The organism is Rhizobium acaciae (assembly GCF_025941625.1).
Taxonomy (GTDB): Bacteria; Pseudomonadota; Alphaproteobacteria; order Rhizobiales; family Rhizobiaceae; genus Rhizobium; species Rhizobium acaciae.
This window is the reverse complement of sequence record NZ_JAPCZO010000001.1, coordinates 177384-202298: the sequence shown is the minus strand read 5'-3', so window position 1 is coordinate 202298 and position 24915 is coordinate 177384. Positions and strand designations below refer to the sequence as shown.

The 24915-nt window shown below is 62.9% G+C and carries 22 protein-coding genes, 1 pseudogene and 1 riboswitch; of the genes and pseudogenes, 7 read left to right on the top strand and 16 right to left on the bottom strand.

The annotated features are described in order from the left end of the window. Positions 1-59 precede the first annotated feature (59 nt). The 6 genes from cbiB to OLZ32_RS01035 all read right to left on the bottom strand — a co-directional run bounded on the left by cbiB (position 60) and on the right by OLZ32_RS01035 (position 5855). A complete protein-coding gene (cbiB, locus tag OLZ32_RS01060; protein WP_003540493.1) occupies positions 60-1040 on the bottom strand; it encodes an adenosylcobinamide-phosphate synthase CbiB in 981 nt (326 codons plus the stop codon). After that, positions 1037-2080, bottom strand: coding sequence for a threonine-phosphate decarboxylase CobD (cobD, locus tag OLZ32_RS01055; protein WP_264395320.1), 1044 nt, complete (start codon positions 2078-2080; stop codon positions 1037-1039). Before cobD ends, cbiB begins: the two co-directional genes overlap by 4 nt. Then, complete coding sequence (locus OLZ32_RS01050) at positions 2077-3387, bottom strand: cobyrinate a,c-diamide synthase (RefSeq protein WP_222390680.1); 1311 nt, start codon at positions 3385-3387, stop codon at positions 2077-2079. The genes cobD and OLZ32_RS01050 overlap by 4 nt, the downstream gene beginning before the upstream one ends. Continuing rightward, complete coding sequence (gene cobA / locus OLZ32_RS01045) at positions 3384-4223, bottom strand: uroporphyrinogen-III C-methyltransferase (RefSeq protein WP_264395319.1); 840 nt, start codon at positions 4221-4223, stop codon at positions 3384-3386. Before cobA ends, OLZ32_RS01050 begins: the two co-directional genes overlap by 4 nt. 189 nt (positions 4224-4412) lie before the next feature. Continuing rightward, positions 4413-5366: a nucleoside hydrolase gene (locus OLZ32_RS01040; protein WP_003540507.1), complete on the bottom strand. Its 954-nt coding sequence runs from the start codon at positions 5364-5366 to the stop codon at positions 4413-4415. A gap of 69 nt (positions 5367-5435) precedes the next feature. Next, entirely contained in the window at positions 5436-5855 is a 420-nt protein-coding gene (locus OLZ32_RS01035; RefSeq protein WP_264395318.1) for a cobalamin biosynthesis protein, read from the bottom strand. 100 nt (positions 5856-5955) lie between these two features. On the opposite strand from OLZ32_RS01035, the pseudogene OLZ32_RS01030 reads away from it, so the two are divergent. From OLZ32_RS01030 to OLZ32_RS01020, 3 genes and pseudogenes are all read left to right on the top strand, one after another. Beyond that, positions 5956-6218: pseudogene (locus OLZ32_RS01030) on the top strand (TSUP family transporter); the annotation flags it as partial. A gap of 51 nt (positions 6219-6269) precedes the next feature. Beyond that, entirely contained in the window at positions 6270-6683 is a 414-nt protein-coding gene (locus OLZ32_RS01025; protein ID WP_017988609.1) for a nuclear transport factor 2 family protein, read from the top strand. Beyond that, positions 6683-7477, top strand: coding sequence for a helix-turn-helix domain-containing protein (locus tag OLZ32_RS01020; protein WP_264395317.1), 795 nt, complete (start codon positions 6683-6685; stop codon positions 7475-7477). The genes OLZ32_RS01025 and OLZ32_RS01020 overlap by 1 nt, the downstream gene beginning before the upstream one ends. A 5-nt stretch (positions 7478-7482) precedes the next feature. Here OLZ32_RS01020 and cobO read toward each other — a convergent pair whose 3' ends face one another. The 4 genes from cobO to cobU are packed head-to-tail and all read right to left on the bottom strand — an operon-like array spanning position 7483 to position 13801. Continuing rightward, complete coding sequence (cobO, locus tag OLZ32_RS01015; RefSeq protein ID WP_003540519.1) at positions 7483-8133, bottom strand: cob(I)yrinic acid a,c-diamide adenosyltransferase; 651 nt, start codon at positions 8131-8133, stop codon at positions 7483-7485. Beyond that, on the bottom strand, positions 8130-12233 hold the full coding sequence (gene cobN / locus OLZ32_RS01010) for a cobaltochelatase subunit CobN (RefSeq protein WP_264395316.1): 4104 nt from the start codon (positions 12231-12233) through the stop codon (positions 8130-8132). The genes cobO and cobN overlap by 4 nt, the downstream gene beginning before the upstream one ends. A 4-nt stretch (positions 12234-12237) precedes the next feature. Beyond that, positions 12238-13287, bottom strand: a complete 1050-nt coding sequence (gene cobW, locus OLZ32_RS01005; RefSeq protein ID WP_264395315.1) for a cobalamin biosynthesis protein CobW — start codon at positions 13285-13287, stop codon at positions 12238-12240. A gap of 4 nt (positions 13288-13291) precedes the next feature. Then, a complete protein-coding gene (gene cobU / locus OLZ32_RS01000; protein ID WP_003540525.1) occupies positions 13292-13801 on the bottom strand; it encodes a bifunctional adenosylcobinamide kinase/adenosylcobinamide-phosphate guanylyltransferase in 510 nt (169 codons plus the stop codon). A 376-nt stretch (positions 13802-14177) separates the two neighbouring features. Continuing rightward, positions 14178-14573, bottom strand: a riboswitch (cobalamin riboswitch). Positions 14574-14832: 259 nt separating this feature from the next. Between cobU and OLZ32_RS00995 the strand changes: the two genes are divergently transcribed. Next, entirely contained in the window at positions 14833-16623 is a 1791-nt protein-coding gene (locus OLZ32_RS00995) for a chloride channel protein (RefSeq protein ID WP_264395314.1), read from the top strand. Positions 16624-16651: 28 nt separating this feature from the next. Here OLZ32_RS00995 and OLZ32_RS00990 read toward each other — a convergent pair whose 3' ends face one another. The 3 genes from OLZ32_RS00990 to OLZ32_RS00980 form a co-directional block, all read right to left on the bottom strand. Further along, positions 16652-17911: an adenylate/guanylate cyclase domain-containing protein gene (locus OLZ32_RS00990; RefSeq protein ID WP_264395759.1), complete on the bottom strand. Its 1260-nt coding sequence runs from the start codon at positions 17909-17911 to the stop codon at positions 16652-16654. Positions 17912-18081: 170 nt separating this feature from the next. Further along, positions 18082-18852, bottom strand: a complete 771-nt coding sequence (locus OLZ32_RS00985; protein WP_164069101.1) for an SDR family oxidoreductase — start codon at positions 18850-18852, stop codon at positions 18082-18084. 104 nt (positions 18853-18956) lie between these two features. Then, positions 18957-20411: a cobyric acid synthase gene (locus OLZ32_RS00980; RefSeq protein WP_264419595.1), complete on the bottom strand. Its 1455-nt coding sequence runs from the start codon at positions 20409-20411 to the stop codon at positions 18957-18959. A gap of 640 nt (positions 20412-21051) precedes the next feature. Between OLZ32_RS00980 and OLZ32_RS00975 the strand changes: the two genes are divergently transcribed. Continuing rightward, positions 21052-22053: a glycine betaine ABC transporter substrate-binding protein gene (locus tag OLZ32_RS00975; protein WP_017988614.1), complete on the top strand. Its 1002-nt coding sequence runs from the start codon at positions 21052-21054 to the stop codon at positions 22051-22053. Between the two features lie 20 nt (positions 22054-22073). Beyond that, positions 22074-22436, top strand: coding sequence for a hypothetical protein (locus tag OLZ32_RS00970; RefSeq protein ID WP_172426270.1), 363 nt, complete (start codon positions 22074-22076; stop codon positions 22434-22436). Between the two features lie 76 nt (positions 22437-22512). On the opposite strand, the gene OLZ32_RS00965 is transcribed toward OLZ32_RS00970, so the two are convergent. After that, the gene (locus OLZ32_RS00965) at positions 22513-22668 is read right to left on the bottom strand and encodes an entericidin domain-containing protein (RefSeq protein ID WP_003540537.1); all 156 of its coding nucleotides are present in this window, start codon (positions 22666-22668) and stop codon (positions 22513-22515) included. A 168-nt stretch (positions 22669-22836) separates the two neighbouring features. Further along, positions 22837-23778, bottom strand: a complete 942-nt coding sequence (locus tag OLZ32_RS00960) for a LysR family transcriptional regulator (protein WP_264395313.1) — start codon at positions 23776-23778, stop codon at positions 22837-22839. Positions 23779-23851: 73 nt separating this feature from the next. Here OLZ32_RS00960 and OLZ32_RS00955 point away from each other — a divergent pair, with 73 nt between their 5' ends. Further along, positions 23852-24055 carry a hypothetical protein gene (locus tag OLZ32_RS00955; RefSeq protein ID WP_264395312.1) on the top strand — a complete coding sequence of 68 codons (204 nt, stop codon included), beginning with the start codon at positions 23852-23854 and terminating at the stop codon, positions 24053-24055. Between the two features lie 132 nt (positions 24056-24187). Here OLZ32_RS00955 and OLZ32_RS00950 read toward each other — a convergent pair whose 3' ends face one another. Then, complete coding sequence (locus tag OLZ32_RS00950) at positions 24188-24913, bottom strand: ABC transporter ATP-binding protein (protein WP_264395311.1); 726 nt, start codon at positions 24911-24913, stop codon at positions 24188-24190. Between the last annotated feature and the right edge of the window lie 2 nt (positions 24914-24915).

The window sequence follows — 24915 nt, the reverse complement described above, 5'->3', positions numbered from 1 at the left end:
TTTCGCATAAACGTTTGAGTGGGAGCTGTCTACCAAGGCGTGATCGTACCCTGCCGCCTCTACAGAAAACACAAGAAAAGCCCGAACGTAACACCGGCGAGCACCATGCAGCTGGCATAGAATACCGATACGCCATCCTCGATGTCGCCTGAGGTCGCCACGTCGCGACCGGTGTCGTTGATCATCGGTTCACGCACGATGACGCCGCCATAGATGCGCGGGCCGGCGAGCTGGACATTCAGCGCGCCTGCCATGGCCGCCTCCGGCCTGCCGGAGTTCGGCGAACGGTGCAGGGCCCCGTCGCGCATCGCGACCCGGATCGCCCCGCGCCCGGCGCTTGTTCCCCGCCGGATCCAGGCGCCGGCGGCGATCAGCAGGATGGAGAGCCGGGCGGCCGGCCAGTTGGCGATATCGTCGAGTCGGGCCGCCGCCCAGCCGAAATCGACGTATTTTTCCGACTTGTGGCCGATCATCGAATCCGCCGTGTTCAGCATCTTGTAGGCGAAGAGCCCTGGCAGGCCGAAGACGGCATACCAGAGAGCCGGCGCCACGACGCCGTCGGAAAAATTCTCGGCAAGGCTTTCGATCGCCGCGCGGCAGACGGCTGGCTCATCCAGCGTCTCGGGATCGCGTCCGACGATGCGGGAAACGGCGGTCCGCCCGCCGGCAAGCCCCTCGTCGCGTAAGGCGACGGCGACGGCCGCGACGTGATCGGCAAGGCTTTTCTGCGCCAGGAAGATCGCCACCAGCCCGGTCTCCAGCAAGATGCCGGCAAGGCCGAACAGCGCGAAGAACCGGTTGAACACGAAGCCTGCGGCTATCGCCACCAGAAGCAGCGCCAGGATGGCGGCGATACCGTTCATTCGGCGTTGCGAGCCGGTGAGACTTTCCGGGTTGAGCTGCCGGTCGGCATAAGAGATCGCCGCGCCGAACATGACGACGGGATGCGGCATCCGCGACCACAACCATTGCGGATCGCCGGCGATCCGGTCGAGCAGCAGCGCCAGAAGCAGTACGAGTAGGTTTTCGTCGATCGTCATCGCTCAAATCTCTGAAGGACTTCGCCAAGCCGCCTGTCGGCCGCCGGATCGGGCGTCAGCCCGAAACGCAGCCAATCCGGCGCATAGTCGAACTTGCGGACGAGAATATGATGGCGGCAGAGATGCGTGTAAATGTCGCCGGCTTTCGCATCGGCGACAAGGGTGAAGAGCGCCGTTCCTCCAGCCATCCGCAACCCCGCGCCCTTCAGCACTGCATGCAGGCCGGCGCTGCGTTCGTCGATGCGGCCGCGGATCGGAGAGACGTCCGAGCGCAGCAGCGAACCCGCAATCGAAAGAGCCGGGCCGGAGACCGCCCAGGGACCGAGCCAGTCTTCGAAACGCGCGAGAATATCATCCCGCGCAATCGCAAAACCGAGCCGTAGGCCGGCAAGCCCGAAGAACTTGCCGAAAGAGCGGAAGATGATCAGGTTCGGAAGCTGCTGCGCCCGGGATGCGAGGCTGAGCGCCGGATCGGTATCACCGAAGGCCTCGTCGACGACGAGAAGCCCGCCTGCTGCCTTCATCCTGTCGTGCAGGGCAATCAGCTTTTCGGCCGGCCATATCAGCCCATCAGGATTGTTCGGATTGACGACAATAGCCAGCCGATGCCCGGCCCCGATCGCCGCAACATCGCCGACCGCATCGACGGCAAAACCCGCCGAGGCGAAGGCGCGCTCATATTCGCCATAGGTCGGCGACACCACGGCGACGCGTTCGTCCGTCACGGCGATCTTGTTGTCCGTCACGGCGACCCGCCTGCCCGCCTCGATGAGGCGCGGCAGAAGCTGGATCACCGATTGCGTGCCGGGCACGGGCAGCGGCAGAATCTTGCCGCTACCGTAGTGGTCGCGCGCCGCGCGCCTTGCCTCATCGACGAGGTGCCTGTCCGGCAGGCGGTGCCAGGCTCGCGCCGGAATGTCAGGCAGCGCGACGGGGCACGGATTGATGCCGGTGGAAAGATCGAGCCAATCTTCCGGCCTGCCGCCGAAAGCGGCGGCAGCGGCGGTGACGCCGCCGCCATGGACGATCGGTGCGCTCATGCAGCCGTTGCTCCGGCCAGATCGATCAGATGCATGTAAGACCCCGCCACCTGGTCGCGCCTGAGACCGGCGGCACCCAGGTCGGTTCCGAGCGCATCCTGCACCTGAAAAAGCCGCTTGCCCTCGCCCTCGGAGACGACGCTGGAATAGTGGAATTCATGGGCCGTCATCATCCGCGCAAAGAAGGCGCCGTCGAGCGGCACAACGCGGCGATAGCCGAGATGGCGTTTCCGCTCGGCATAGCTGGTAACGACGGGCAGCAGGCCGAGCATCTGATGACGCTTGCCCTCCGCGTCGATCAACCCGTCGCCAAGCACCATGTAGCCGCCGCACTCGCCGTAGATCCGGATGTCGCGCGCTGCCGCATCGAGCATGCCGGCGCGGAAATTCTGCGCCTCTGCCAGCCGTCCGGCATGCAGCTCGGGATAACCGCCGGGCAGATAGATCGCATCGGCATCCAAAGCCGGCGGCTCGTCGGCGAGCGGCGAGAAAAAGGAGATCGCAGCACCCCGGCGGCGCCAGCCGAGCAGCATATGCTCGTAGGAAAAGGCAAAGGCGATGTCGCGCGCCACGGCAATCCGAGCACCCAGCGGCGGCAGCCGGTCGATATTGGCCGCCGACGGACGATTGAGACCCTGCTTTGCAATGCGCAGCAGGAATTCGAAATTGCATTCCTCGGAGACCGCATCCGCCGCATGATCGATGAATGCGTCGAGCGTGGCATGTTCGCCGGCCTGGACGAGGCCGAGATGGCGCTCCGGCAGGGAAAGCGCCTTGTCGCTGCCGATGACGGCGATGACAGGCATACGGATCGCTTCGAGCGCCTGTCGCAGCATCGCCTCGTGCCGGTCGCTGCCGACCTTGTTGAGGATGACGCCGGCGACGCGGACATCGGCACGGAAACCGGCAAATCCCGAAACCAGCGGCGCGACCGACTGCGACATGCGCGAGGCATCGACGACGAGCACCACGGAAAGCCCGAGCTGGGCGGCGAGATCGGCCGCCGTTCCCTTTCCGTCGGCCGCCCCGTCGAAAAGTCCCATCATCGCCTCGATGACGAGGATGCGGTCGCCGGAGCGGTGAAGGGCGGCATTGGCCGAGATCAGTTCCGGGCGCATCGCCCAGGGATCGAAATTCAGGCAGAGGGTGCCGCTTGCGGCCGCATGAAAGGCGGGATCGATATAGTCAGGGCCGGCCTTGCCGGGCGCGACCGCAATGCCGCGCCGGCGGAGCGCTCGGAGCAGCCCAAGCGTCACCGTCGTCTTGCCGGCGCCGGAGGAAGGTGCTGCGATCAGGAGGCCGCTCATGCCCTCACCTTGCCTAACCGGCGGAACGGATCGGGCTGCAATCGCCGCCCACCCAGTGCACCAAGCCAATCGAGCGAGGCCCTGAGCCGCACCACCTCGCCGATGACGACCACGGCCGGCGGTTCGAGCCCAGAAGCGGCGACAGCCTCGGTCGCCTCTCCAAGCGTCGTCTCCAGCACCTGCTGCCGGCCGGTGGCGGCATTGCAGACGAAGGCGACGGGCTCGGACGGCAGCCGGCCGGCGGCGATCAGACGGGCGCTGATCTCGGCGATATGCTTGATCGCCATGTACATGACGATGACGGGCGAACCTCGGCCGATCGCCTCCCAGTTGATTCTGTCGGGCACGATGCCCGAGGAATCATGGCCGGTGAGGAAGGTCACGGCATGGTTGATGTCGCGATGCGTCACCGGAATGCCGGCATAGGCGAGCCCACCGATACCGGCGGTGATGCCGGGCACGATGCGGAAGGGGATATTGTGTTCGACCAGCGTCAACGCCTCCTCACCGCCGCGCCCGAACACGAAGGGATCGCCGCCCTTCAGCCGCAGCACCCGCTTGCCCGCGCGCGCCAGCTCCACCAGCCGCAACGAAATGTCGCGCTGTTTCGCCGAGGGCTTGCCGCCGCGCTTGCCGGCATATTCCACCAGAGTTTCCGGCCGCGCCAGCGCCAGGCATTCCTCGTTGACCAGCGCATCGTGGACGATGACGTCGGCCTCGAAAAGCCCCTTGGCGGCGAGCAGCGTCAAAAGCCCGGGATCGCCGGGACCGGCGCCGACGAGCCAGACGTTGCCCGGCTCGAGCACCGGAAGATGGGAGAATGCGGCATCGATCATCTTGCTGATCTAGGCCCCGCAAAGGGCAAGGTCAACGCCGCGCCCATCACCTCACTCGAAGTTGCTGAGATGATCGTGACTCACTTTGTGAAGCGTCGGATTCAAATCCTCGGAGAACCCGCACAACGCAATGAATATATTACAATATATCCCGAAGGCCGGCAGCATCGCGGCCGGCCTTCGAACTTGTCAGGCTACAAGCAGTGTATTGCGGATGAGGTCGAGGACCCTCTCCGACTCGATGCCGGTGCAGACGATCTGGCTCGGCAAGCCATCCCAGGCGCCATCAGGCGGAAAATGCCGCCCATCTCGCCTGACGATCGTCTGGCCATCGGCGATGCCGCCGCAGACGACGCGCACCGCACCCGATATCGACGAGAACAGCTCCGGCGCCACGGCATAGACGCAGGCGCAGCTGTCATGCACCATCATGCCGTCTTCGACCGCATGCCTGTAGAAATCGATGTAGGACTGCGAGAGTGCGTCGAGCTGCTTGACCGCCTTGTCACCCCTGGCTGCCATTTCGCCGAGATAGCTGCGACTCATCGTGGTGATCGCGGTGACGTCGAGGCCGATGACCGCCACCTTCCACGGCGCGGTCATCACGATGTCGGCAGCCTCGGGATCACCGTGGATATTGGCCTCGGCGACCGGAGAAACGTTGCCCGGCACATAGAAATTGCCGCCCATGATGACGACGTCCTTGGCCAGCGTCGCAATCTCCGGATCTTCCTTCAGCGCCAGCGCCAGATTGGTCATTCGGCCCACGGCGACGAGGCGCACCTCGCCCGGATGGGCGCGCACCGTGTCGATGATAAAGCGATGCGCCGGGCGCGGATCGAGCGGCAGGTCGATCGTCTCCGGTACGTCGATATCGCCGAGGCCGTTGTCGCCATGCACCATGGCCGGCCATGGCCGTTCCGCACGCGCGGAATCGATGGTGACGCTGGCGCCCTTGGAAACGGGTGCCGGAATATTCCATTCGCGCTTGAGGAAGAGCGCATTGCGCGTCGTCGTCTCAACCGAGGCGTTGCCGAAGACCGTGGTGATGCCGAGAAGGTCGATTTCGGGATGGCGATGCAGAAAGAGAAGCGCCATGGCGTCGTCGACGCCAGGGTCGGTGTCATAAATGACCTTGTGCATGAGATATCCTCTAGATGTGAACCGTGAGCTGCCGGACGGCGCCGCGAATTGGCGCCAACATAACGCTCATCAGGCTTTCTGCAACCCGCTGCGGGCAACTGCCGCCGTCGCATGTGCAGATTTGATCTTGGCGACAGCAAGCTCGGCATTCGGCCCCGCGGCCGCCAGCGCAGCTGCCTCGGAGACCCCATGGCAGCCGACGCGGGTAAAGACGATTTCCGACGGATTCGCCAGCCGCGGCGTCTCCTCCTCCAGCCGCAGCGCGCCGAAAAACACGGCAGGCACGGAAAAATGCGCAGCAACGGCAAGGATCGCCGGCTCCAGTCTTCGGCTGTCGATCGAGGCAATGGCGGTGAGTCCCTCCGCGCCGATAGCGGCTGCGTCGAGCGCCTCGATCGCAAGCGCCAGCATCTCCGCAGGCGGCGTCCCGCGCTCGCAGCCGAGGCCGAGCACGTGGCACCTCGCCGTATCGAAAGAGATATCGCTCATGGAAACCGTCAAATACGCCCTGCCCATGTCTTTGCAGGCATTGCAGCTTGGGGCGGCAAATGCAACAAGGCCGTCCGAAATCCCTGCCCGGAATACCACCTTGCCCGATATCGCCTTCCATCTGCTTCTGCTGCTCTGCGCAGCGGCTTTCTTTGCCGGGTTCGTCGATTCCATTGCCGGCGGCGGCCTCATCACCGTCCCCGTCATGCTGATCGCGGGCATTCCGCCTCTCCAGACCCTCGGCACCAACAAGGTGCAGTCCCTCTTCGGCGCGGCCTCGGCCACGATCGCCTATACCCGCAAGGGCCATGTGCAGCTTGCGGAACAATTGCCAAGGCGCTGATGGCTGTCATGGGCGGTTCGACCATCTTCCATTACCTCTGGCGTAATTGATAAGGTGCATCGCCTTCCTGCATGATCGGACTGCCTGGAACTGACGGGCGATCAAAAGGAGATGACCCGATGAACGACGCAAACACCAACGCAGAGCGCTATCTCGCCATCTGGAATGAGACGGATGCCGCTCGCCGTCGCGCTCTCATCGCCGAGAGCTGGAGCAAAGCGGCGACCTATATCGACCCACTGATGCGCGGCGAAGGCCATGAACAGATCAATTCGCTGGTCGAGGCGGTACAAAGCCGCTTCCCCGGCTTCCGCTTCGCCCTGATCGGGGCGGCCGACGGCTACGGCGACAACCTGCGCTTCTCCTGGGGCCTCGGCCCGGAAAACGGCGATGCGCTGATAAAGGGCACGGATTTCGCCGAACTCGAAGGCGGCAAGCTGAAATCCGTCCGCGGTTTCATAGATTTGCTGCCGGAAGCCGCCTGATGACGCCGACCGCTCGCTCCCTTGGAGACCATCTGCGCGAATGGCGCCAGCGCCGCCGCATGAGCCAGCTCGACCTCGCGCTGGAGGCGGAGATCTCGCAGCGGCATCTGAGCTTCATAGAGAGCGGGCGCTCGACACCGAGCCGCGACATGCTGCTGCATCTTGCCGAACGGCTCGACGTGCCCCTTCGCGATCGGAACCCGCTGCTGCTCGCGGCGGGTTTCGCTCCTGTTTTTGCCGAACGCGCGCTCGACGATCCCGCATTGGAACCGGCCCGTCGCGCCATCGACATGGTGCTGAAAGGGCACGAGCCCTTCCCAGCAATCGCTGTCGACCGCCATTGGACACTCATCGCGGCCAATGCGGCCATCGCTCCGCTGCTCTCAGCCGTTGCCGACCAGTCTCTGCTCACGCCACCCGTCAACGTACTGCGCCTCAGCCTGCATCCACATGGATTGGCGCCCCATATCAAAAACCTTTCCGAGTGGCGCGCCCACCTTATCGGCAGGCTACGCCAACAGTTCTCGGCTTCGGGCGATCCAATGTTGGACAATCTCTTGAAGGAGTTGCTGTCCTATCCAGCGCCTAAAACTGCTGGCGAGGTCCATACCGACTATGCCGGCATCGCCGTTCCCCTTCAGCTTTCGACCAAGGCCGGCTTGCTTTCCCTGATCTCGACAACGACTGTCTTCGGCACGCCCGTCGAAATCACTTTGTCGGAACTCGCGGTCGAATCCTTCTTCCCGGCGGATGCGGAAACGGCTGCCATCCTGCGCAGCCTCGCGCTCAACTGACCGCCTCAGAACTCCACGCCTGGTTGACCCTTGATGCCGGAGCGGAAGGGGTGTTTGACGAGTTCCATCTCGGTCACCAGATCGGCGATTTCGATCAATTCTTCCTTGGCGTTGCGCCCCGTCAGCACGACATGCGTCATATGGGGCTTCTCGCTCTTCAAAAAGGCGACGACTTCGTTGATGTCGAGATAGTCGTAGCGCAGCGCGATATTGATCTCGTCGAGCAGCACCATGGAATTGCGCTCGTCGCGGATCAGTTCCTTGGCCTTTTCCCAAGCGGCCGCCGCTGCGGCGACATCCCGGGCACGGTCCTGCGTTTCCCAGGTGAAACCCTCGCCCATCGTGTGGAACTGGCAGAGATCGGAGAAATGCTTCTCGATCAGGTCGCGCTCGCCGGTCCACATCGCGCCCTTGATGAACTGCACGACGGCTGACGGCTTGCCATGGGCGATGTGGCGGAAGATCATCCCAAAGGCAGACGAGGACTTGCCCTTGCCCTTACCGGTGTGAACGATGATCAGGCCCTTGCCATCCGTCTTGGTGGCCATGATCTTGTCGCGCGCGGCCTTCTTCTTCGCCATCTTCTCGGCATGGCGCGCATCGTCCTTGCCAATTCCGCCTTCTGCGATCTCGCTATCAGGGGTCTCGTCGCTCATTGGGTCACCTCATTTTGTGTTGTAGCAGCCAGGTCGAACCGGGCCGAATTGCTGCGCGGCGTCCAGAGGCTGCGGTCGATCGCTTCGAGCAGCCGCTCCTTCATCTCGTTGAACGCCGCCGGGTTCTTCTCGATCATGAAATCGCGCACGCCGGGATCGCCAACGAAAGCCTGGTAGACCGCCTCGAAATGATATTCGCCGACCGCACCCGTCGTTGCTGCAAAGGCAAAGAGATAATCGACAGTGGCGGCGATCTCGGCCGCCCCCTTGTAACCGTGGCGCATGACGCCAGCGATCCATTTCGGATTGACGACGCGCCCGCGCACGACGCGGCCGATCTCCTCTTCCAGCGAGCGGATCACCGGCTTTTCCGGCCTGGAATGGTCGTTGTGATAGATCGAGGGACGCGCATCAGCGAGCTGTTCGGCCGCCGCCGCCATGCCGCCCTCGAACTGGTAGTAGTCGCCGCTGTCGAGCAGGTCGTGCTCGCGATTGTCCTGGTTCTGGATCACAGCCTGCACCGAGCGCAGCCGCTCCTCGAACAGGCCGCGTTCGGCCCTACCCTCCTCACCGGCGCCATAGGCATAGCTGCCCCAGACCAGGTAGGCTTCGGCGAGATCGGCGCGCCGCTCCCAGCCCTTTTCGTCGATCAGCGCCTGCAGGCCGGCACCATAGGCGCCGGGCTTCGAGCCGAAGACGCGGTAGCCCGCCCGGCGCTTTGCCGAGACTTCGTCAAGACCGGCAGCCGCAAGCCTTGCCGCCTCACCGCGCATGCGCGTTGCGATCGGATTGTCGGCCTCGTCCTCCTCAAGCGCACCGACGGCACGGATCGCCTTGTCGAACAGCGCGATCTGCTCGGGAAAGGCATCGCGGAAGAAGCCGGAGATCCTGAGCGTCACGTCGACGCGCGGCCGCCCGAGCATCGCCGGCGGAATGATCTCGTAGCCGGTGACGCGCCGCGAACTCATGTCCCAGAGCGGCTTGACGCCGATCAGCGCCAGGGCCTGGGCGATATCGTCGCCGCCGGTGCGCATGTTTGACGTGCCCCAGGCCGTCAGCCCGAAGGAGACAGGCCATTCGCCGTGATCCTGCACATAACGGCGCACCAGCAGTTCCGCCGATTTGCAGCCGAGCTCGTAGGCAGCCGGCGTCGGCACGGCGCGGCTGTCGACGGAGTAGAAATTGCGACCCGTCGGCAGCACATCGGGCCGCCCGCGTGTTGGCGCGCCGGATGGGCCAGGTGCGACGAAGCGACCGTCGAGGCCAGCGAGCAGACCCCCGATCTCGGCGGGGCCGCAGGCGAGAATGGAGGGTTTGAGGCGGGTTTCGATCTCGGAGAGTACAGCCTGCGTAGCCTTCCAGTCCGCTGGGCACCCCATTTCGTCGGAAACGAACTTCGCTGCCAGCAGTTCGATGCGCTCGACGGCGTCGCCGTTGGTTCGCCATGGGGCATCGAGAATATCTGCGAGGATATCAGGACGTGGACCGGTCCAAACGGCGGCCATGTCGGTGTCGAGAGGGTCGAAGGAAGACCCCTCCCCAACCCCTCCCCACAGGTGGGAGGGGCTTGATGGGAGCACCGTCTCCACATCAGCTTTGGTCGCAGAGGCTGCCGCAAGCGCGGAGGTAAGCCCCTCCCCCTTGTGGGGAGGGGTTGGGGCGGGGTCTTTCACCGCATCCCCAGCGATCGCCCGCTGCAAACTCGCATCCCCACCCTCACCCAGCCCGCGCGGCACCCGCGCCAGCGCTACCGTCAGATCGGTCAGCAGCCGCCCCTCGGGCGAAACGCCGAACACATGCAACCCGTCGCGGATCTGCATTTCCTTGAGGTCGCAGAGGTAGGCGTCGAGCTTTTTCAGCGCCTCGCCCTCGCTTTCGCCCTTGGCAATCCCGGCATCACGGTCGAGGCCGATATCGGTCACGAGATCGAGGATCTGACGGCTGAGCAGCCGGATGCGGCGGGGATCGCCGCCGGATGCTTCATAATATTCGTCGACCAGCGCCTCCAGATCCTTCAGCGGCCCGTAGCTCTCGGCCCGCGTCAAGGGCGGCGTCAGGTGATCGATGATGACGGCCGCACTTCGGCGCTTGGCTTGCGTGCCCTCGCCCGGATCGTTGACGATGAAAGGATAGAGGTGCGGCAGCGGCCCGAGAATCGCTTCCGGATAACATGTCTCCGACAGCGCCAGCGCCTTGCCCGGCAGCCATTCGAGATTGCCGTGTTTGCCCATGTGGATGATCGCATGGGCGCCGAACTCGCAGCGCAGGAAAGCGTAGAAGGCGAGATAACCGTGCGGCGGCACGAGATCCGGCGAATGATAACTTTCCTTCGGATCGATATTGTAGCCGCGCGCCGGCTGGATGCCGACGAGCACCTCTCCGAAACGGGCAAACGGCAGGGCGAAGACGCCCTCGCGAAAATACGGATCGTCTTGCGGATTGCCCCAGCGAGCTCTCACCTCATCCTGAATCTTATCGGGAAGAGATTCCAGGAAGCTGTTGTACAGACTCAGGGAAAGCGCCTCGCGGATGATCTTTCCATCGGAACCGGAATTGGTCGGCCCTTCCATCAGATGCCGGATCAGCGCGTCGCCGTCGGCCGGAATGTCAGCGACCGGATACCCCGCCGCCCGCATGGCGCGAAGCACCTCGATGGTGCCTTCAGGCGTATCCAAGCCGACGCCATTGCCGAGCCGACCGTCGCGGTTCGGATAGTTCGCCATGACGAGCGCAATGCGCCGGTCGCCGGCGGAAGTCTTCCGCAGCCGTGCCCAATTGGCGGCAAGCTCCGCCGTATAACGTACCCGGCCAGCATCCGGTTCGCTCGCGACAATATTCGTCTCGACGGCAGCATCGTAGCGCGCCGCCGTCTTGAAGGAGATCGCCCGCGCCAGCACCCGGCCATCGACTTCAGGCAGCGCCACGTTCATGCCGAGATCGCGCGCCGACAAGCCCTGCGCGGAAGCTGCCCATGCCTCCCTCGACGAAGCCGACAGGATCGCCTGCAGCACGATCGCCTCATTCGCCTCCAGCACCGTCGGCTGCCGGTCCGCGCCCGGTGCGGAGACGGCAAAGCCCGTCGTATTGATAACGACATCGGGTTTCAGCGTCGAAAACACGCTTTCGAGAATGCCTGTCGAGACAGGATCCTTAAGGCTATAGGCAAAGACCGGCAGCGGACGGAGGCCGAGTGTCATCAGCGCTTCGATCAGAGCTTCGATCGGCCCGGTCTCGCCGCTTTGGACGAGGGCGCCGTAGAAGCTGATGGCGACGATGGGGGATGCCTGTTGCGTCGAGTTCGTAGTACCCCCCTCTGTCCTGCCGGACATCTCCCCCACAAGGGGGGAGATCGGCAAGTCGCTTGGGCTTCGCACAAAAAAAGAAACGTTGGAGGATGCCGTGCCTTCGGCCGAGGAGATGGAGCGAGACCTCCCATCCCCGATCTCCCCCCTTGTGGGGGAGATGTCCGGCAGGACAGAGGGGGGTGCCACACCCAAAGGCGCACCCTGGAGCGAAGCAACAATCCGCCGCCACTCCTCAACCCCGATCAGTCCCCGCCCCGGCCACCAGATGCCAGCCTTCATCAAAGGCACAGCCGGCGCCGGCTTCTCGGCGCCAGACAGCATCGCCTCGGCATAGTCGAGAAAGGCCCGCGCATTGGCATCGCCGCCCTCGATCAGATAGGCCCAGAGCGCGTTGAGATCGTCGAGATCAACGTTGGAGAAAGGCACCAGCCCCGCATCCGGCCTGGCGTCGCCCGGCAGCACCGCGATCAGCGCACCGGCGCGCGCTGCTGCCGCATGCAGCGCCTCCAGCGCATAGTGGAAATAGCTGGCGCCGCCGAGCGCACGCACGATGATCAGCTTCGCATGCCGCGCCGTGCGCTCGACATAGGTGTCGACCGACATCGGGTGCTTGAGGCTCATCAGGCTGGCGAGCCTCAGCGAAGGTGCTGTCCCGCGATCGCGATGGGCGGCCGCGATCGCGGCAAGCTCGCTGTCGGCCGCTGACAGGAACAGGATATCGCCCGGCGTCTGCCCGAGGTCGATTGCCTCCTCGCCGTCGCTGATCGTTCCCTGTTGAGCCAGAAGCAGATGCATCGGGTTACGCCAGCGCTTCGATCGCCGCCCTCACCGCGTCCCGATCCATTTCGTGCAGGCCGATGACGACGAGGCGCGTGGCGCGCTTTTCGCTCGCGCCCCAGGCGCGGTCGAAATAATGGTCGATGCGGCTGCCGACGGCCTGGAGCTGCAAACGCATCGGCTTGCCTGACACATCGACGAAACCTTTGAGGCGCAGCACGTCATGGGCGGCAATGATGCGCTTCAGCGCTTCGACGAAGCCGGCGAAATCGGCAATGGGTCCGAGTTCGACGACGAAGCTGTCGAATTCGTCATGGTCGTGCGGCGCACCGTCCTCATGCTCCAACTCGTGATGCGACTTGCGATTGGCGACATCGTCCTCCGTGCCGATGCCGAGGCCGAGCAGGATGCCGGCCGACACCTCGCCGTTCCGTGCCTCGATCATGACAGGCTTGCGGACGGTGCGGGAGGCGACCTCGTCACGCACCCTGATAAGGCCGGCGGCATCGATCAGGTCGGTCTTGTTGAGCACGATGAGGTCGGCGCAGGTGAGCTGGTCCTCGAACAGCTCCTCGATCGGGCTTTCGTGATCGAGCGATTCATCCTCGGCGCGGCGCGCATCGACGGCATCATGGTCGTCGGCGAAACGGCCGGCGGCAACCGCAGCGCTGTCGACCACCGTGATGACGCCATCGACGGTCACCTGCGTGCGGATATCGGGCCAGTTGAAGGCGGCGACCAGCGGCTGCGGCAGGGCAAGGCCGGAGGTCTCGATGACGATATGGTCAGGACGCTGTTCGCGCTCGAGCAGCTTGGTCATCGTCGGAATGAAGTCATCGGCGACGGTGCAGCAGATGCAGCCATTGGTCAGCTCGATGATATCGTCCTCGGTGCAATTCTCCGCACCGCAGCCCTTCAGCACGTCGCCGTCGACGCCGAGATCGCCGAACTCGTTGATAATAAGCGCAATCTTCTTGCCGCCGGCATTGGTGAGCAGGTTGCGGATCATCGTCGTCTTGCCGGCGCCGAGGAAGCCGGTGATGACGGTTGCGGGAATCTTCTGCTGGTTCATGGACTTAACCCTTCATTTTCAGCGGCAGGCCTGCCGCGATGAAATAAACTTCGGCGGCCTTCGCCGCGATCGATTGGTGCAGCCGGCCGGCATGATCGCGAAAATCGCGCGCCATGCGATTGTCGGGCACGATGCCGAGACCGACCTCATTGGAAACGAAAACGAGCCGCGCTTTCACGGCGGGCAGGAAATCGGCAAGGGCGGCGAATTCCGCCGCCATGTTCCGCTCCTCCATCATCAGATTGGTGACCCAGAGCGTCAGACAGTCGATCAGCACGATGCGGCCCGGTCCGTCGATGGCGGTGAGCTTGCCGACAAGATCGAGCGGCTCCTCATGCGTCGTCCAGGACGGACCGCGATCAGCCTTGTGTTGGGCGATGCGCGCCTGCATCTCCTCGTCCCATGCACGGCCGGTCGCGACATAGTGACGGTCGAGGCCGGTCGCCGTCACGAGGTCTTCGGCGAACCGGGATTTGCCGGAACGTGCGCCGCCGAGGATGAAGGTGGCAGTCATGCTCAAACGCCCCTCAGGGAGAGTGCGTAGCCGTGGCTTGTTCCGAGTGCACCTTTCTCGGCTACTGAGGGTGTGACACCCCCCTCTGTCCTGCCGGACATCTCCCCCACAAGGGGAGAAATTGAATCGCCGAGAGCTTTTCTCCAAACAATTGATGTAGGACGACGGTCGTGCTGCTTGCCGATCTCCCTCCTTGTGGGGGAAATGTCCGGCAGGACAGAGGGAGGGACCCAGCATTCGACATAAACGGCCGAAAGAACACCTCTTGCAGCACTGCTTGGAGGCGTCGCGCGCGCCGCACCAGGCCACGCTGAATTCAATCGTTCAGCCAAGACAACCTCCGTGCTGGCAGCGGGCATAGTGCCCAGGTGTGGGCTCCTCGCCCGGCCGCATGGCAGGTCTCCTGGCTCGCGGTTATCGGCCGCGATCGGGGCAGACCGGAAACCGGTCGCGCTGATCGTGCCAGCGGATCATCCTCGCCTTCCCGGCTGCATCAGTGAAAAGGTGGACGATTCGTAGATTGAGAGGCGTCCGACCCCGGTTGATCACCATGCATATCCAGTGGCTTTTCCGGCATGTCGCCCATCCCGCCCGCTTGCATGATTGCAAGCCGCTGGCCGGAAGGGCTTAGTGCCGGATGGAAGACCCTGACCGCTCTACAGTCGCGGGGTCGGCTGTGATGAAGGCGCCCGGCTTGGGTCCGCCCCGTCACATTCCCTTTTCATCCGGAAGGGCGCAACACCGATCCGGAACCATCCGTTATGTCAGGATGGTCAGTCGACCATCCGTTATCGGGATGGTTAGGCAAGCGCAGGGATGAAGTCAACCGGCCTTGGCGACCGCCCGATCGCCGGCCACGTGACGTGCCCACACAAACACGACTTACCCTACCTTAAATATCGTCATTTATCAGAGACTTACGTCACCGAAATTTATTCCAACCGCCGGCTTTTCGCCGCAATTGCGTCGCAAGCGGACTGCGCGACCATCTCCGCCCTTGACCGGGCCTCTCCCCGCCTAGTTGTCTAGCCATGCTTATGAAATTGGATCGGCGCGGTTTCCGCGCGCTGCGTGTTTTCTTCGATCCGGGACGCCTGAGGGCGCTGACCCGGCGCAGCGAAGTCGGCCTGTCGCTGGCGGGCGCCGTCGTCGGCATCATCTCGGGTCTCGCCGTCACCGGCATGAGCTATGTCTCCAACGAGCTGCACCAGCTGGTCTTCGGCATCGCCGACAGCGAACGGCTGAGCTCGTCCGAGATCGAGAACAAGCTGCTGCTGCTCACCGCCCCCGTCATCGGCGGCGCCCTGCTCGGCCTGCTGCTTTTCGTGCTGGCGAAACGGCGCAAGAAGCCGATGGTCGACCCGATCGAGGCCAATGCGCTGCATGGCGGCCGCCTGTCCCTGACCGACAGCATCATCGTTGCCGTGCAGAACCTGATCTCCAACGGTTTCGGCGCCTCCGTCGGCCTGGAGGCCGGCTATACCCAGCTTGCCGCCGGCCTCGCCTCGAAATTCGGGCTGAAGCTGCAGCTTCGTCGCTCGGACCTGCGCACCCTCGTTGGCTGCGGCGCGGCGGGCGCCATCGCCGCCGCCTTCAACGCGCCGCTGACCGGCGCCTTCTATGCTTTCGAGCTGATCATCGGCACCTATACGATCGTCTCGCTGACGCCTGTCGTCGTCTCCGCCCTTGTCTCCACCCTGATCGCAAGGCTGCTCGCCGGCAGCGATTTCACCATCGATATCGGCAGCTTCGGCTCGGTCGTACCGGCCGATTATATCCCGGCGCTGCTGCTCGGTGCTTTCTGCGCCGGTGTCGGCATCCTGATCATGCAGGGCGTCGCCTTTGTCGAGGAGCTGGCGCGCAAGAGTTCAATCGCCCCACCCTTCCGTCCGGCTCTCGGCGGCATCATCGTCGGGTTGTTGGCGATGATCTCGCCGCAGGTGCTCTCGGCCGGCCACGGCGCGCTGCATCTCAACCTTTCCCATGAGGTGGCGATCCCGACGCTGATCGGCCTCTTCCTCTTGAAGTCCTTCGCCTCGGCGATCTCGATCGGCTCCGGCTTCAGGGGCGGGCTGTTCTTCGCCTCACTGTTCATGGGCGCCCTGCTCGGCAAACTCTTTGCCTATTGCGGCCCCTATTTCGCCGATGCGACGCTGACGCCGGTCATCTATGCCGTGGTCGGCATGAGTTCGCTTGCCGTCGCCGTCATCGGCGGGCCGCTGACCATGACGTTCCTGGCGCTCGAAATCACCGGCGATTTTCCGATCACCGCGCTGGTGCTCGCCGCCGTCATCACCTCCTCGCTCGTCGTGCGTTCGACCTTCGGCTACTCCTTCGCCACATGGCGCTTCCACCTGCGCGGCGAAAGCATCCGCAGCGCCCATGATGTCGGCTGGATTCGCAATCTGACGGTCGACAAGTTGATGCGCGCCGACGTCAAGACGGCAAGGGCGGGCATCTCGCTGGAGGAATTCAAGCAGGCCTTCCCGATCGGCTCGACCCAGCGCGTCATCCTCGTCGAGGAGAGCGACAAATATGCGGGCCTGGTGCTGGTGCCGGAGATTTACGCCAATCCGACCGATGCGCAGGACGAGGGCAAGACGCTTGCGGATTTCATCCACTACCGCAACGATTTCCTGCAGCCGCAGATGAATGCCAGGCAGGCGGCGGCGATCTTCGACAAGAGCGAAAGCGAAGCGCTCGCCGTCGTCAACAACCTGATCGAACGCAAGGTGATCGGCCAGCTCAGCGAAAGCTATACGCTGCGCCGCTACAGCGAAGAACTCGACCGTCGCCGCCGCGAGGTCTCAGGCGAAATCTGAGCGTCACCGCGCCGATCGGATCGACGCTTCAGGATATGGCGTCGGCGAGCTTGAACACGTTTACCTCTTTCGAAACCCCTCGCAACTCGAAGGATCCCAGACATTCGCTGGCGACGGCGCAGGTGACGGCGAAGCTTTCCGACATCAGAAGGTGATGTCCGAGCGTGCTGCAGAGTTTTTCGAGGCGCGAAGCCTCGTTGACGGCGCTGCCGATCACCGTGAAATCAAGCCTGCCGCGTGCGCCGATATTTCCATAGAAGACCTCGCCGAGATGCAGCACGACATCGACGCCAATGTCCGGACCTCCATCATTCCTGCGCTGACCGTTCAGCACCTTGTTGGCTTCCAGAATATTCCTTGCGGAGGCCAGAGCGGCCATGCAGGCCCTTTGCGGATCTTCAGCATCGGTCGGAAAGATCGCCAGCACGCTGTCGCCCATGAACTTGAGGATCTCGCCGGAATTCTCCTCGACATGCCGGCCGATCAGCTCGAAATGCTCGTCCAAAAACCCGGCGATTTCGCCTGGCTGATAGACTTCGGTCAACGCCGTGAAATTCCTGAGATCCGCAAGCAGGATCGCAGCATTGATGGAGCCACCCTTTCCCCTTTGGATCTCGCCTGCAAGGATGCGTGCGCTTGTTTTGGCGCCCGTGTAGACGGCGAGGATATCCGCAGCGGTTTTCGATGCCGCGATGCGATAGCAAGCCAGCCCCAGCGCCGGGAAGAGCTTCGCGACGATCGCCAATTGGTCGTCAGAAAATCCACCCGACCTATCGCTTGTAAGAGACAGACTAACCCCGCGCAGCGCAGCCTCCTTCGGAAATTCCAGCAGGCTGACCAAGTGATCCGTGCCACCGCTATGCGCGAATTCCGCAAGCTGCGGATAGTCATCGACACCCTCACCCTTGGCGATGTTCCAGCGACCTGACGTTTCGCTACGGCCCAAAAGATAGTAGATCGGGGTCTTCTCGAAATTCAGCACTCCCGCACTGCCATATTCGGCATTCTCGATCGTGGTCGCACCGCCGCGCACGAAATTGGCCGAGACGCCGCCATACATGGGATGAATCGACGGCATTGAGATGCTTCCCCGCCAGATCGGAAAGCCATCCGCGATCAGCCGATCGCACAATCCGGCTATCAGCTCGCCAATATGCTCAGCTGTGATTCCATGCTCTATAAGCCACTGAATATGATTGTTAATTTCCGAACCTCCAAATGACCGACGCAATTTATGGTCGGAAATCGGGCAAATGGACGGCGATGACCAACCGGGGCGTTGCCAGATCAACCAATAGTCGAGTCAGGCAGATATTTCTAGCCATGGATTCCGGCAGCGACGACCACAAGGCAGGCTGAGAGCAAGTGATACCTGCCGTTACCGTCATTCGGCTCCGACGAGAAGCAGTGAAGGGCGCCGCAGAAATGAAAGACGGTGCCGCAGCGCTTGCGGATATCTCACATCCTGACTGTCATGCCGCCGTCCACCGTCAGCACGTGACCGTTGACGAAGGAAGCGGCGTCGCTTGCAAGAAAGAGCGCCGCGCCGGCGATCTCGTCCGGCCGTCCCCAGCGCTGAACCGGGATGCGTTGACGCACGAAGGGCATCAATTCCTCGTTTGCAGCCATCGCCGCGTTCGTCTCAGTGGCAAACCAGCCGGGCGCAATCGCATTGCTGGTGATGCCGTGCGGGCCGAATTCGACCGCCATGCCGCGCATCAGTCCGGTCAGTCCCTGCTTGGCCGCCGGATAGACGCAGTCCCCGGGCATGACGACATGGCCGCTGATCGAGGTCACCGCGATCAGGCGGCCGTGATTGCGTCGCTTCATCAGCACGGCAGCGTCCCGCGACAGCGTCATCGCCGCCGCCAGGTCTGTGCGCAGCAGCTCGATGATGGCATCATCATCGAATTCGGCCAGAGGCCGCCTGTCGCGGGCGCCGACATTGTTGATCAAAATATCGAGACGACCATGGACCTTGTCGATATTCGCCATCGCAGCACGCTGTGCCTCGCGGTCGGCGATATCGAATGCGGCGGCCTCCGCCGTGCCGCCCGCAGCGCGGATCGTCCTGACGGCATCTTCCAGCGTCGCCGCCGTGCGTCCGTTGACGATGACATGCGCGCCGGCCTCGGCAAGGGCGCGCGCCATCTCGAATCCCAGACCACGGCCGCCGCCGGTCACGAGCGCCACCTGACCTGCCAGTGAAAATCTATCCAATATGCTCATAGTTTTCGTGGCTCTCACTTGGGTCCGTCGCGACAATTAATGGACTCAGTCAACTAATTTGGCAATAGCCGAACGACGGCACCGATGATGGTGCGAGGTGCGGCCTAGCCGAGCAGCCCAGCCAGCCAGCGCGGATCGAGATGACGTTCCAATTCTCCGGCGATCTCGTCAAGCGCCTGCTCGACGCTCTCGCGGTAATTCCGCCGCTCGCCTGATAGACCGAAGCTTTGGAGCAGTCGAGCGCGGTAGGCGTCACTGCCGAAGAGGCCGTGCAGATAGGTGCCCATGATCCGGCCGTTGGCCGACAACGCCCCGTCGGGCGCGCCGTCGATAATCGCCGAAGGCCGATCGCAATCCGGGCCGCGGGTGATGCCGAGATGGATCTGGTAGCCGGCCAGCGGCGCATCATATTCGGTCGAGCGGGCATGGCTGTTGCGCACGGTCTTTTCCGGCGCCATCTCGGTCTCGATGTCGAGCAGCCCAAGCCCCGGCGTCTCGAGCGTCCCGCCCTCGATGCCGAGCGGATCGTGCACCGTCCGGCCGAGCATCTGGTAGCCGCCGCAGATGCCGATCACCCGGCCGCCGCGCCTGACATGCGCCTGCAGACCGCGGTCCCAGCCCTGGGCCCTGAAGTCGGCGAGATCCGATATCGTTGATTTCGAGCCGGGAAGCACGACGAGGCTCGCGTCGCCAGGGATCCGCTCGCCTGATCGCACGAAGACCAGTTCGACATCCGGCTCGGTCCTCAGCGGATCGAGATCGTCGAAATTGGCGATGCGTGGCAGCACTGGCACGGCGATCTTCAGCGCGCGCGCCCCGCCCCTCGCCAGCCGTTCGAGCACGACCGAATCTTCGGCCGGCAGGCGCCCAGCACCCGGCAGCCACGGCACGACGCCGAAACACTGCCAGCCGGTAAAACCTTCGATGGCGCGGATGCCGTCGTCAAACAGCGAGACGTCACCACGGAACTTGTTGATGATATAGCCCGCAATCATCGCCCGGTCGTCCTCGTCGAGGATCGCATGCGTGCCGACCAGCGAGGCGATCACACCGCCGCGGTCGATATCGCCGACGAGCACGACGGGCACGCCGGCCCGCGTCGCAAAGCCCATATTGGCGATATCGCCGGGCCTGAGATTGATCTCGGCCGGCGATCCCGCACCTTCGACGATAACGAGGTCGGCACCCGCTGCCACTTTTTCGAAACTTTCGAGCACGGCGCCGAGCAGCTCAGGCTTCAGCCGCTGATAGTCGCGCCCCTTCGCCTGGCCAAACACCCTGCCCTGGACGATGATCTGGCTGCCGTTTTCCGATTGCGGCTTGAGCAGCACCGGGTTCATGTGCACCGAGGATGGCGTGCGCGCGGCCAGCGACTGCAGCCACTGCGCCCGGCCGATCTCGCCGCCATCATCGGCGACCGCCGCATTGTTCGACATATTCTGTGGCTTGAACGGCCGGACCGTCAGCCCGCGATTGGCCGCCAGCCGGCAGAGGCCCGCAACCAGAACCGTCTTGCCGACATCGGAGCCGGTTCCCTGCAGCATGATCGCTCTTGCCATGGTGGCCCGCATTCGCCTCTCGTTCAGGCGAGGCCTACAATGGGCGGTAATCCCAGGTCAAGACTTGGCCCGGGTCAAGACTTGGCCCCAGTCACGTTCCTACATAAACGCGAAAACCGCGCATGGCCTTGGCTCTGCGCGGTTTGCCGAAAAACTCTGGCGTCTTCGCCCTTACACGGCGAAGCTCGCTTTCTCCGGTGCGCACTACCTGAACCGGAGAAGCGGCGGTCATTGCTGCCACGACCCAACTGATAACGGCACATTCTTACCGGAGAGTTATTGAAGGCTTACGCAAATGTTAATTTTGATCTTTTTTGACATTCTGGCCAAAATTTCTGCCGAAGATCCGCAGCCTGTCGCCAAGAGCGTGCTTTTCGCCCGAGGGCGCCAATTTCGGAATGCTGACATAAATTCTTCGAATTCAATAATTTAGTCACGCAACCATGAGCAGAAGATGGTTGATTTCTGCGAGCGAACGCGTAGGCTCCGTCATAACACGCCATTGTTGAACATGGCCTGCCCATGAACCGGAAAGCCTGTTGCGGTATCGCCCCGGCAGGCATTTTCCATTCGGGTGCCGGAGAGATTTGTCGGTGAATTTCAGAGCCTGCTGCACGTCCGCCTAAGAAGAATTCGGGGAATGACGATGAAGACGTTTCTGATTCCGGCCGTCTTTGCCGCGGCTCTTTCTACCGTCGCGCCGGCTGAAGCCGCCGAATGCGGCAGCGTTTCGATCGCCGAAATGAAATGGGCCTCGGCAGGCATTGCGGCGAGTTTCGACAAGATCATCCTGGAAAAGGGCTACGGCTGCTCCGTCACCATCGTCGATGGCGACACCCTGCCGACCTTCGCCTCGATGAATGAGAAAGGCATCCCCGACATCGCCTCGGAATACTGGATCAATTCCGTCAGGTCCCTGCTCGATCAGGCTGTCAACACCGGCCGGCTGGTACAGGGGGCCGAAATCCTGGCCGACGGCGCCGTCGAGGGTTGGTGGATTCCGAAATTTATCGCCGACGCCCACCCCGACATCCGCTCGGTCGAGGACGCGCTGAAACATCCAGAACTCTTCCCCGCCGAGGACGACCCGTCGAAAGGCGCAGTTTACAACTGCCCCGCCGACTGGAGCTGCCAGATATCGACCACCAACCTCTTCAAGGCGCTTGCCGCCGACAAGAAGGGCTTCGAACTCGTCGAGACCGGCAGTCCCGAACGGCTCGATGCGTCGATTGCCCGCGCCTTCGACAACAAGATCGGCTGGCTCGGTTATTATTGGGCGCCGACCGCCATCCTCGGCAAATACGACATGACGCGCCTGAGCTTCGGCGTCGGCCACAACAAGAATGAATGGGACCGCTGTACCGCGGTTGCCGGCTGCGCCAGGCCCGAGCTCAACTCCTACCCGGTCTCGCGCGCCTTCACACTGATGACCAGGTCCTTCGCCAGCCGCGCCGGACCTGTCACGGCCTATCTCAAGACCCGCAAATGGGACAATGCGACGATCAACCAGGTGCTCGCCTGGCAGGACGAAAACCGCGAAAGCAACGAGGACGCCGCGACCTATTTCCTTCGCAATTACGAGAGTCTGTGGACGAAATGGGTGCCGGTCGATGTAGCCGAGAAGGTCAAGGCGAGCTTATAACGACCAAAACACGATCAAGCATGGACGATTCGATGACAGGCAATGTTCCCTTTCCCGACCGCGATACCGTTGCGGAAAAGCTCGCCGCCCTGTCGGAGACCGACAAGTCCTACCTGGCGCTGCTCATGGAAAACGCCGCCCAGGACGACAACCTGCTCGACGGCCTGCGCCGCCATCTCGATCTTGCCGCCGGATCGCGTTTCCTCAACTCGCTGAAGCTTGAAAATCTGGGAATGTGGCTCGGGGCACAGGCGCCGGATCGGCTGCAGATCCGGCTGATGGAAACCGCCCGCTCTGGCCAGCATCCCGCCTACCAAGCCTTCCGGACCGGCCTCAGCCGATCCGGTGGCCTCGAAAAAGCCTATCCCCCGGTCATCCGTTAGGATGATCAGGACCGGGTCATCTGATCCCTCGGTCAGTATCTGATCAGGCAGTCCCCGGAAGGAATCTGAACCGTCATCACTTCTTCGCGGCGCGGTCGACTGAGCGGCCGGCATCCTGCGTGGCGTTCACGGTGTTTGCCGTATCCTTTCCTATGCCGCGGATCGTATTGCCGCAAGAAGAAAGGGCAAGAAGAACCATCAAGGCTGCGGCAATTTTGGCCGTTGTCGTCATCTCGGATATCCTTGTTTGAAATCAACCCCGAACGGCGACAATTGCCGTCCGCGCCGATAACGCACGACAAACCAAAAGGTTCACTGGCTATAAGTATACCCGCTACAGCCGCGCGTCCGATAGGACGCGCCATCACTTTCGATCGGCGCATAATCCTGTCCGATGCAGCTAGGCGGCGACCGCCTTCGCTCTCTCGGCAAAGGCGCCGCGAATGCTGTCGGCCACCGTCTCGATCGGCCCCGACACCTGCGAGGCGGTCAGCAGGCGGATATCGAAGGCGCCGAGTTCCGGCAGGCCTTCCTGAGGCCCGAGGATCGCCATGTCCTCGTTGACATAGGACAGCGGCAACGGCGCGATGGCGAGATCGGAAAGCACGGCGGCGCGCTGCGCCATCGTGTGGCCGCTGAGATAGGCGACGCGATAATGCCGCTTGTTGCGTTCGAGCTGGGAGAGTGCTTCCTGGCGCCAGATGCAGCCATCTTCCCAAATCGAGATCGGCAGCGGATCGCGGCGATGCGCCGAACCGCACTTGGCGCCGGCCCAGACCAGCCGCTCGCGGAACACCACCTCACCGCCCGTCGGGAACGGCCGTGTCGCACAGTTGATCAAGGCCAGGTCGAGCCGCTGCTCCTCCATGCGCTTCTTCAGCCCCATGCTCATGTCGATGGTCACGTCGACCATGATGCCGGGATAGCTTTCGGCAAAACTCTTCAGGATGCTCGGCAGCAGCCGTTCACCGATATCCTCCGGCGCGCCGAGCCGCACAACGCCGCTGAGCTCCGGCATGATGAAGCGCGACACGGCCTCGTTCGACAGAGCCAGGATGTTGCGCGCGTAGGACAGCAACATCTCGCCGTGGCGCGTCAGCGATACCGAGCGGGCGTCGCGCAGAAAGAGCGTCGCCCCCAGCTGTTCTTCAAGCTTCTTGATCTGCATCGACACCGCCGACGGCGTGCGGAAGACCGCCTCTGCGGCAGTCGAAAAATTGCCTGTCTCGGCGATCGCCACGAAGGTACGCAGCACTTCGTTGTCAAGCAGCGGAATGGGACGGCGAAAGGGAATGCTCATCGTCGCATCTTTCAATTTTTCTGATTTATAACCCCATATCATTTTGTTTGATTGAATGTCAATTGACCACCATATTTCGGGTGTCGGCAGCTAAATGCAGCAAAGGAGGCCCGACATGTCTCAAACAAGCATCTGGAATATCGTACAGGCCCTTTCCGCATTCAAGTCGCAGAGGCGCAGGGATGCGAACCGTGAGCATGCGCTCCGGGAGCTAAGGCGTTTTCCACCACATCTGCTGGCAGATTGTCAGCGCGAGATGGAGTTGACCGTCCCGGAGCGCCGCGCGTTCGATGAGACGCGCTGTTGCACAATTCCTTAAATCGGAATGCGCATCTGAAAAGACGCGCGGCGCTGTAGAACAGGATGATTTTAGGCCGGGGCGGTCTGAAATCTTTCGGCATCAGGCTCTAACGGACGCTTCATCACTTTGAATCCACGGAGATCGAACCGATCAACTCGCCAGGTCATCGATGTGCCCGCCCAGAAAGAGCCGGCCGACCCGCGGATCGGCAAGAAGTTCGCTTGCCTTGTTGTGCATCCGCGTCTGGCCGAGTTCCAGGACGAGCCCGTAATCGGACATGGCGAGCGCCGCCTTGGCATTCTGCTCGACCATCAGAATCGTCACGCCCTGGTCGCGCAGCCGGATCAACGTCCGGAATACCTCTTGGACGAGGTTGGGCGACAGGCCGATCGACGGCTCGTCGATCAGAATGAGCTTGGGGTCGAGCAGCAGCGCGCGCGCCACCTCCAGCTGCTTCTGCTGGCCTCCGGAGAGTTCGATCGCCTTTCGATCCCGATGGGTGTTGAGCGCCGGAAACTGCTCCATCACCAGGTTGATGCGTTCACGCACCTTCGACGGGTCTTTCGAGGTGATGCCGCCGAGTTCCAGATTGTGGTAGACCGAGAGCTGCGGCACGATGTTGCGACCTTGCGGCACGTAGCTGACGCCACGGCCGATCAGATCGCGCGGCTTGCAGCCGGTCACATCCTGGCCATCCAGCAGCACTTGACCCGAATGAATATCGAGCAGGCCGAAGATCGCTTTGAAGACGGTCGATTTGCCGGCGCCGTTCGGACCGATGATGGTTGTAATGGAGGCTCGCGGGATCTTGAACGAGACGCCGTTCAGGATGGTGATCTTGCCGTAGCCGCCGTAGACGTCCTTCAATTCCAGCATGC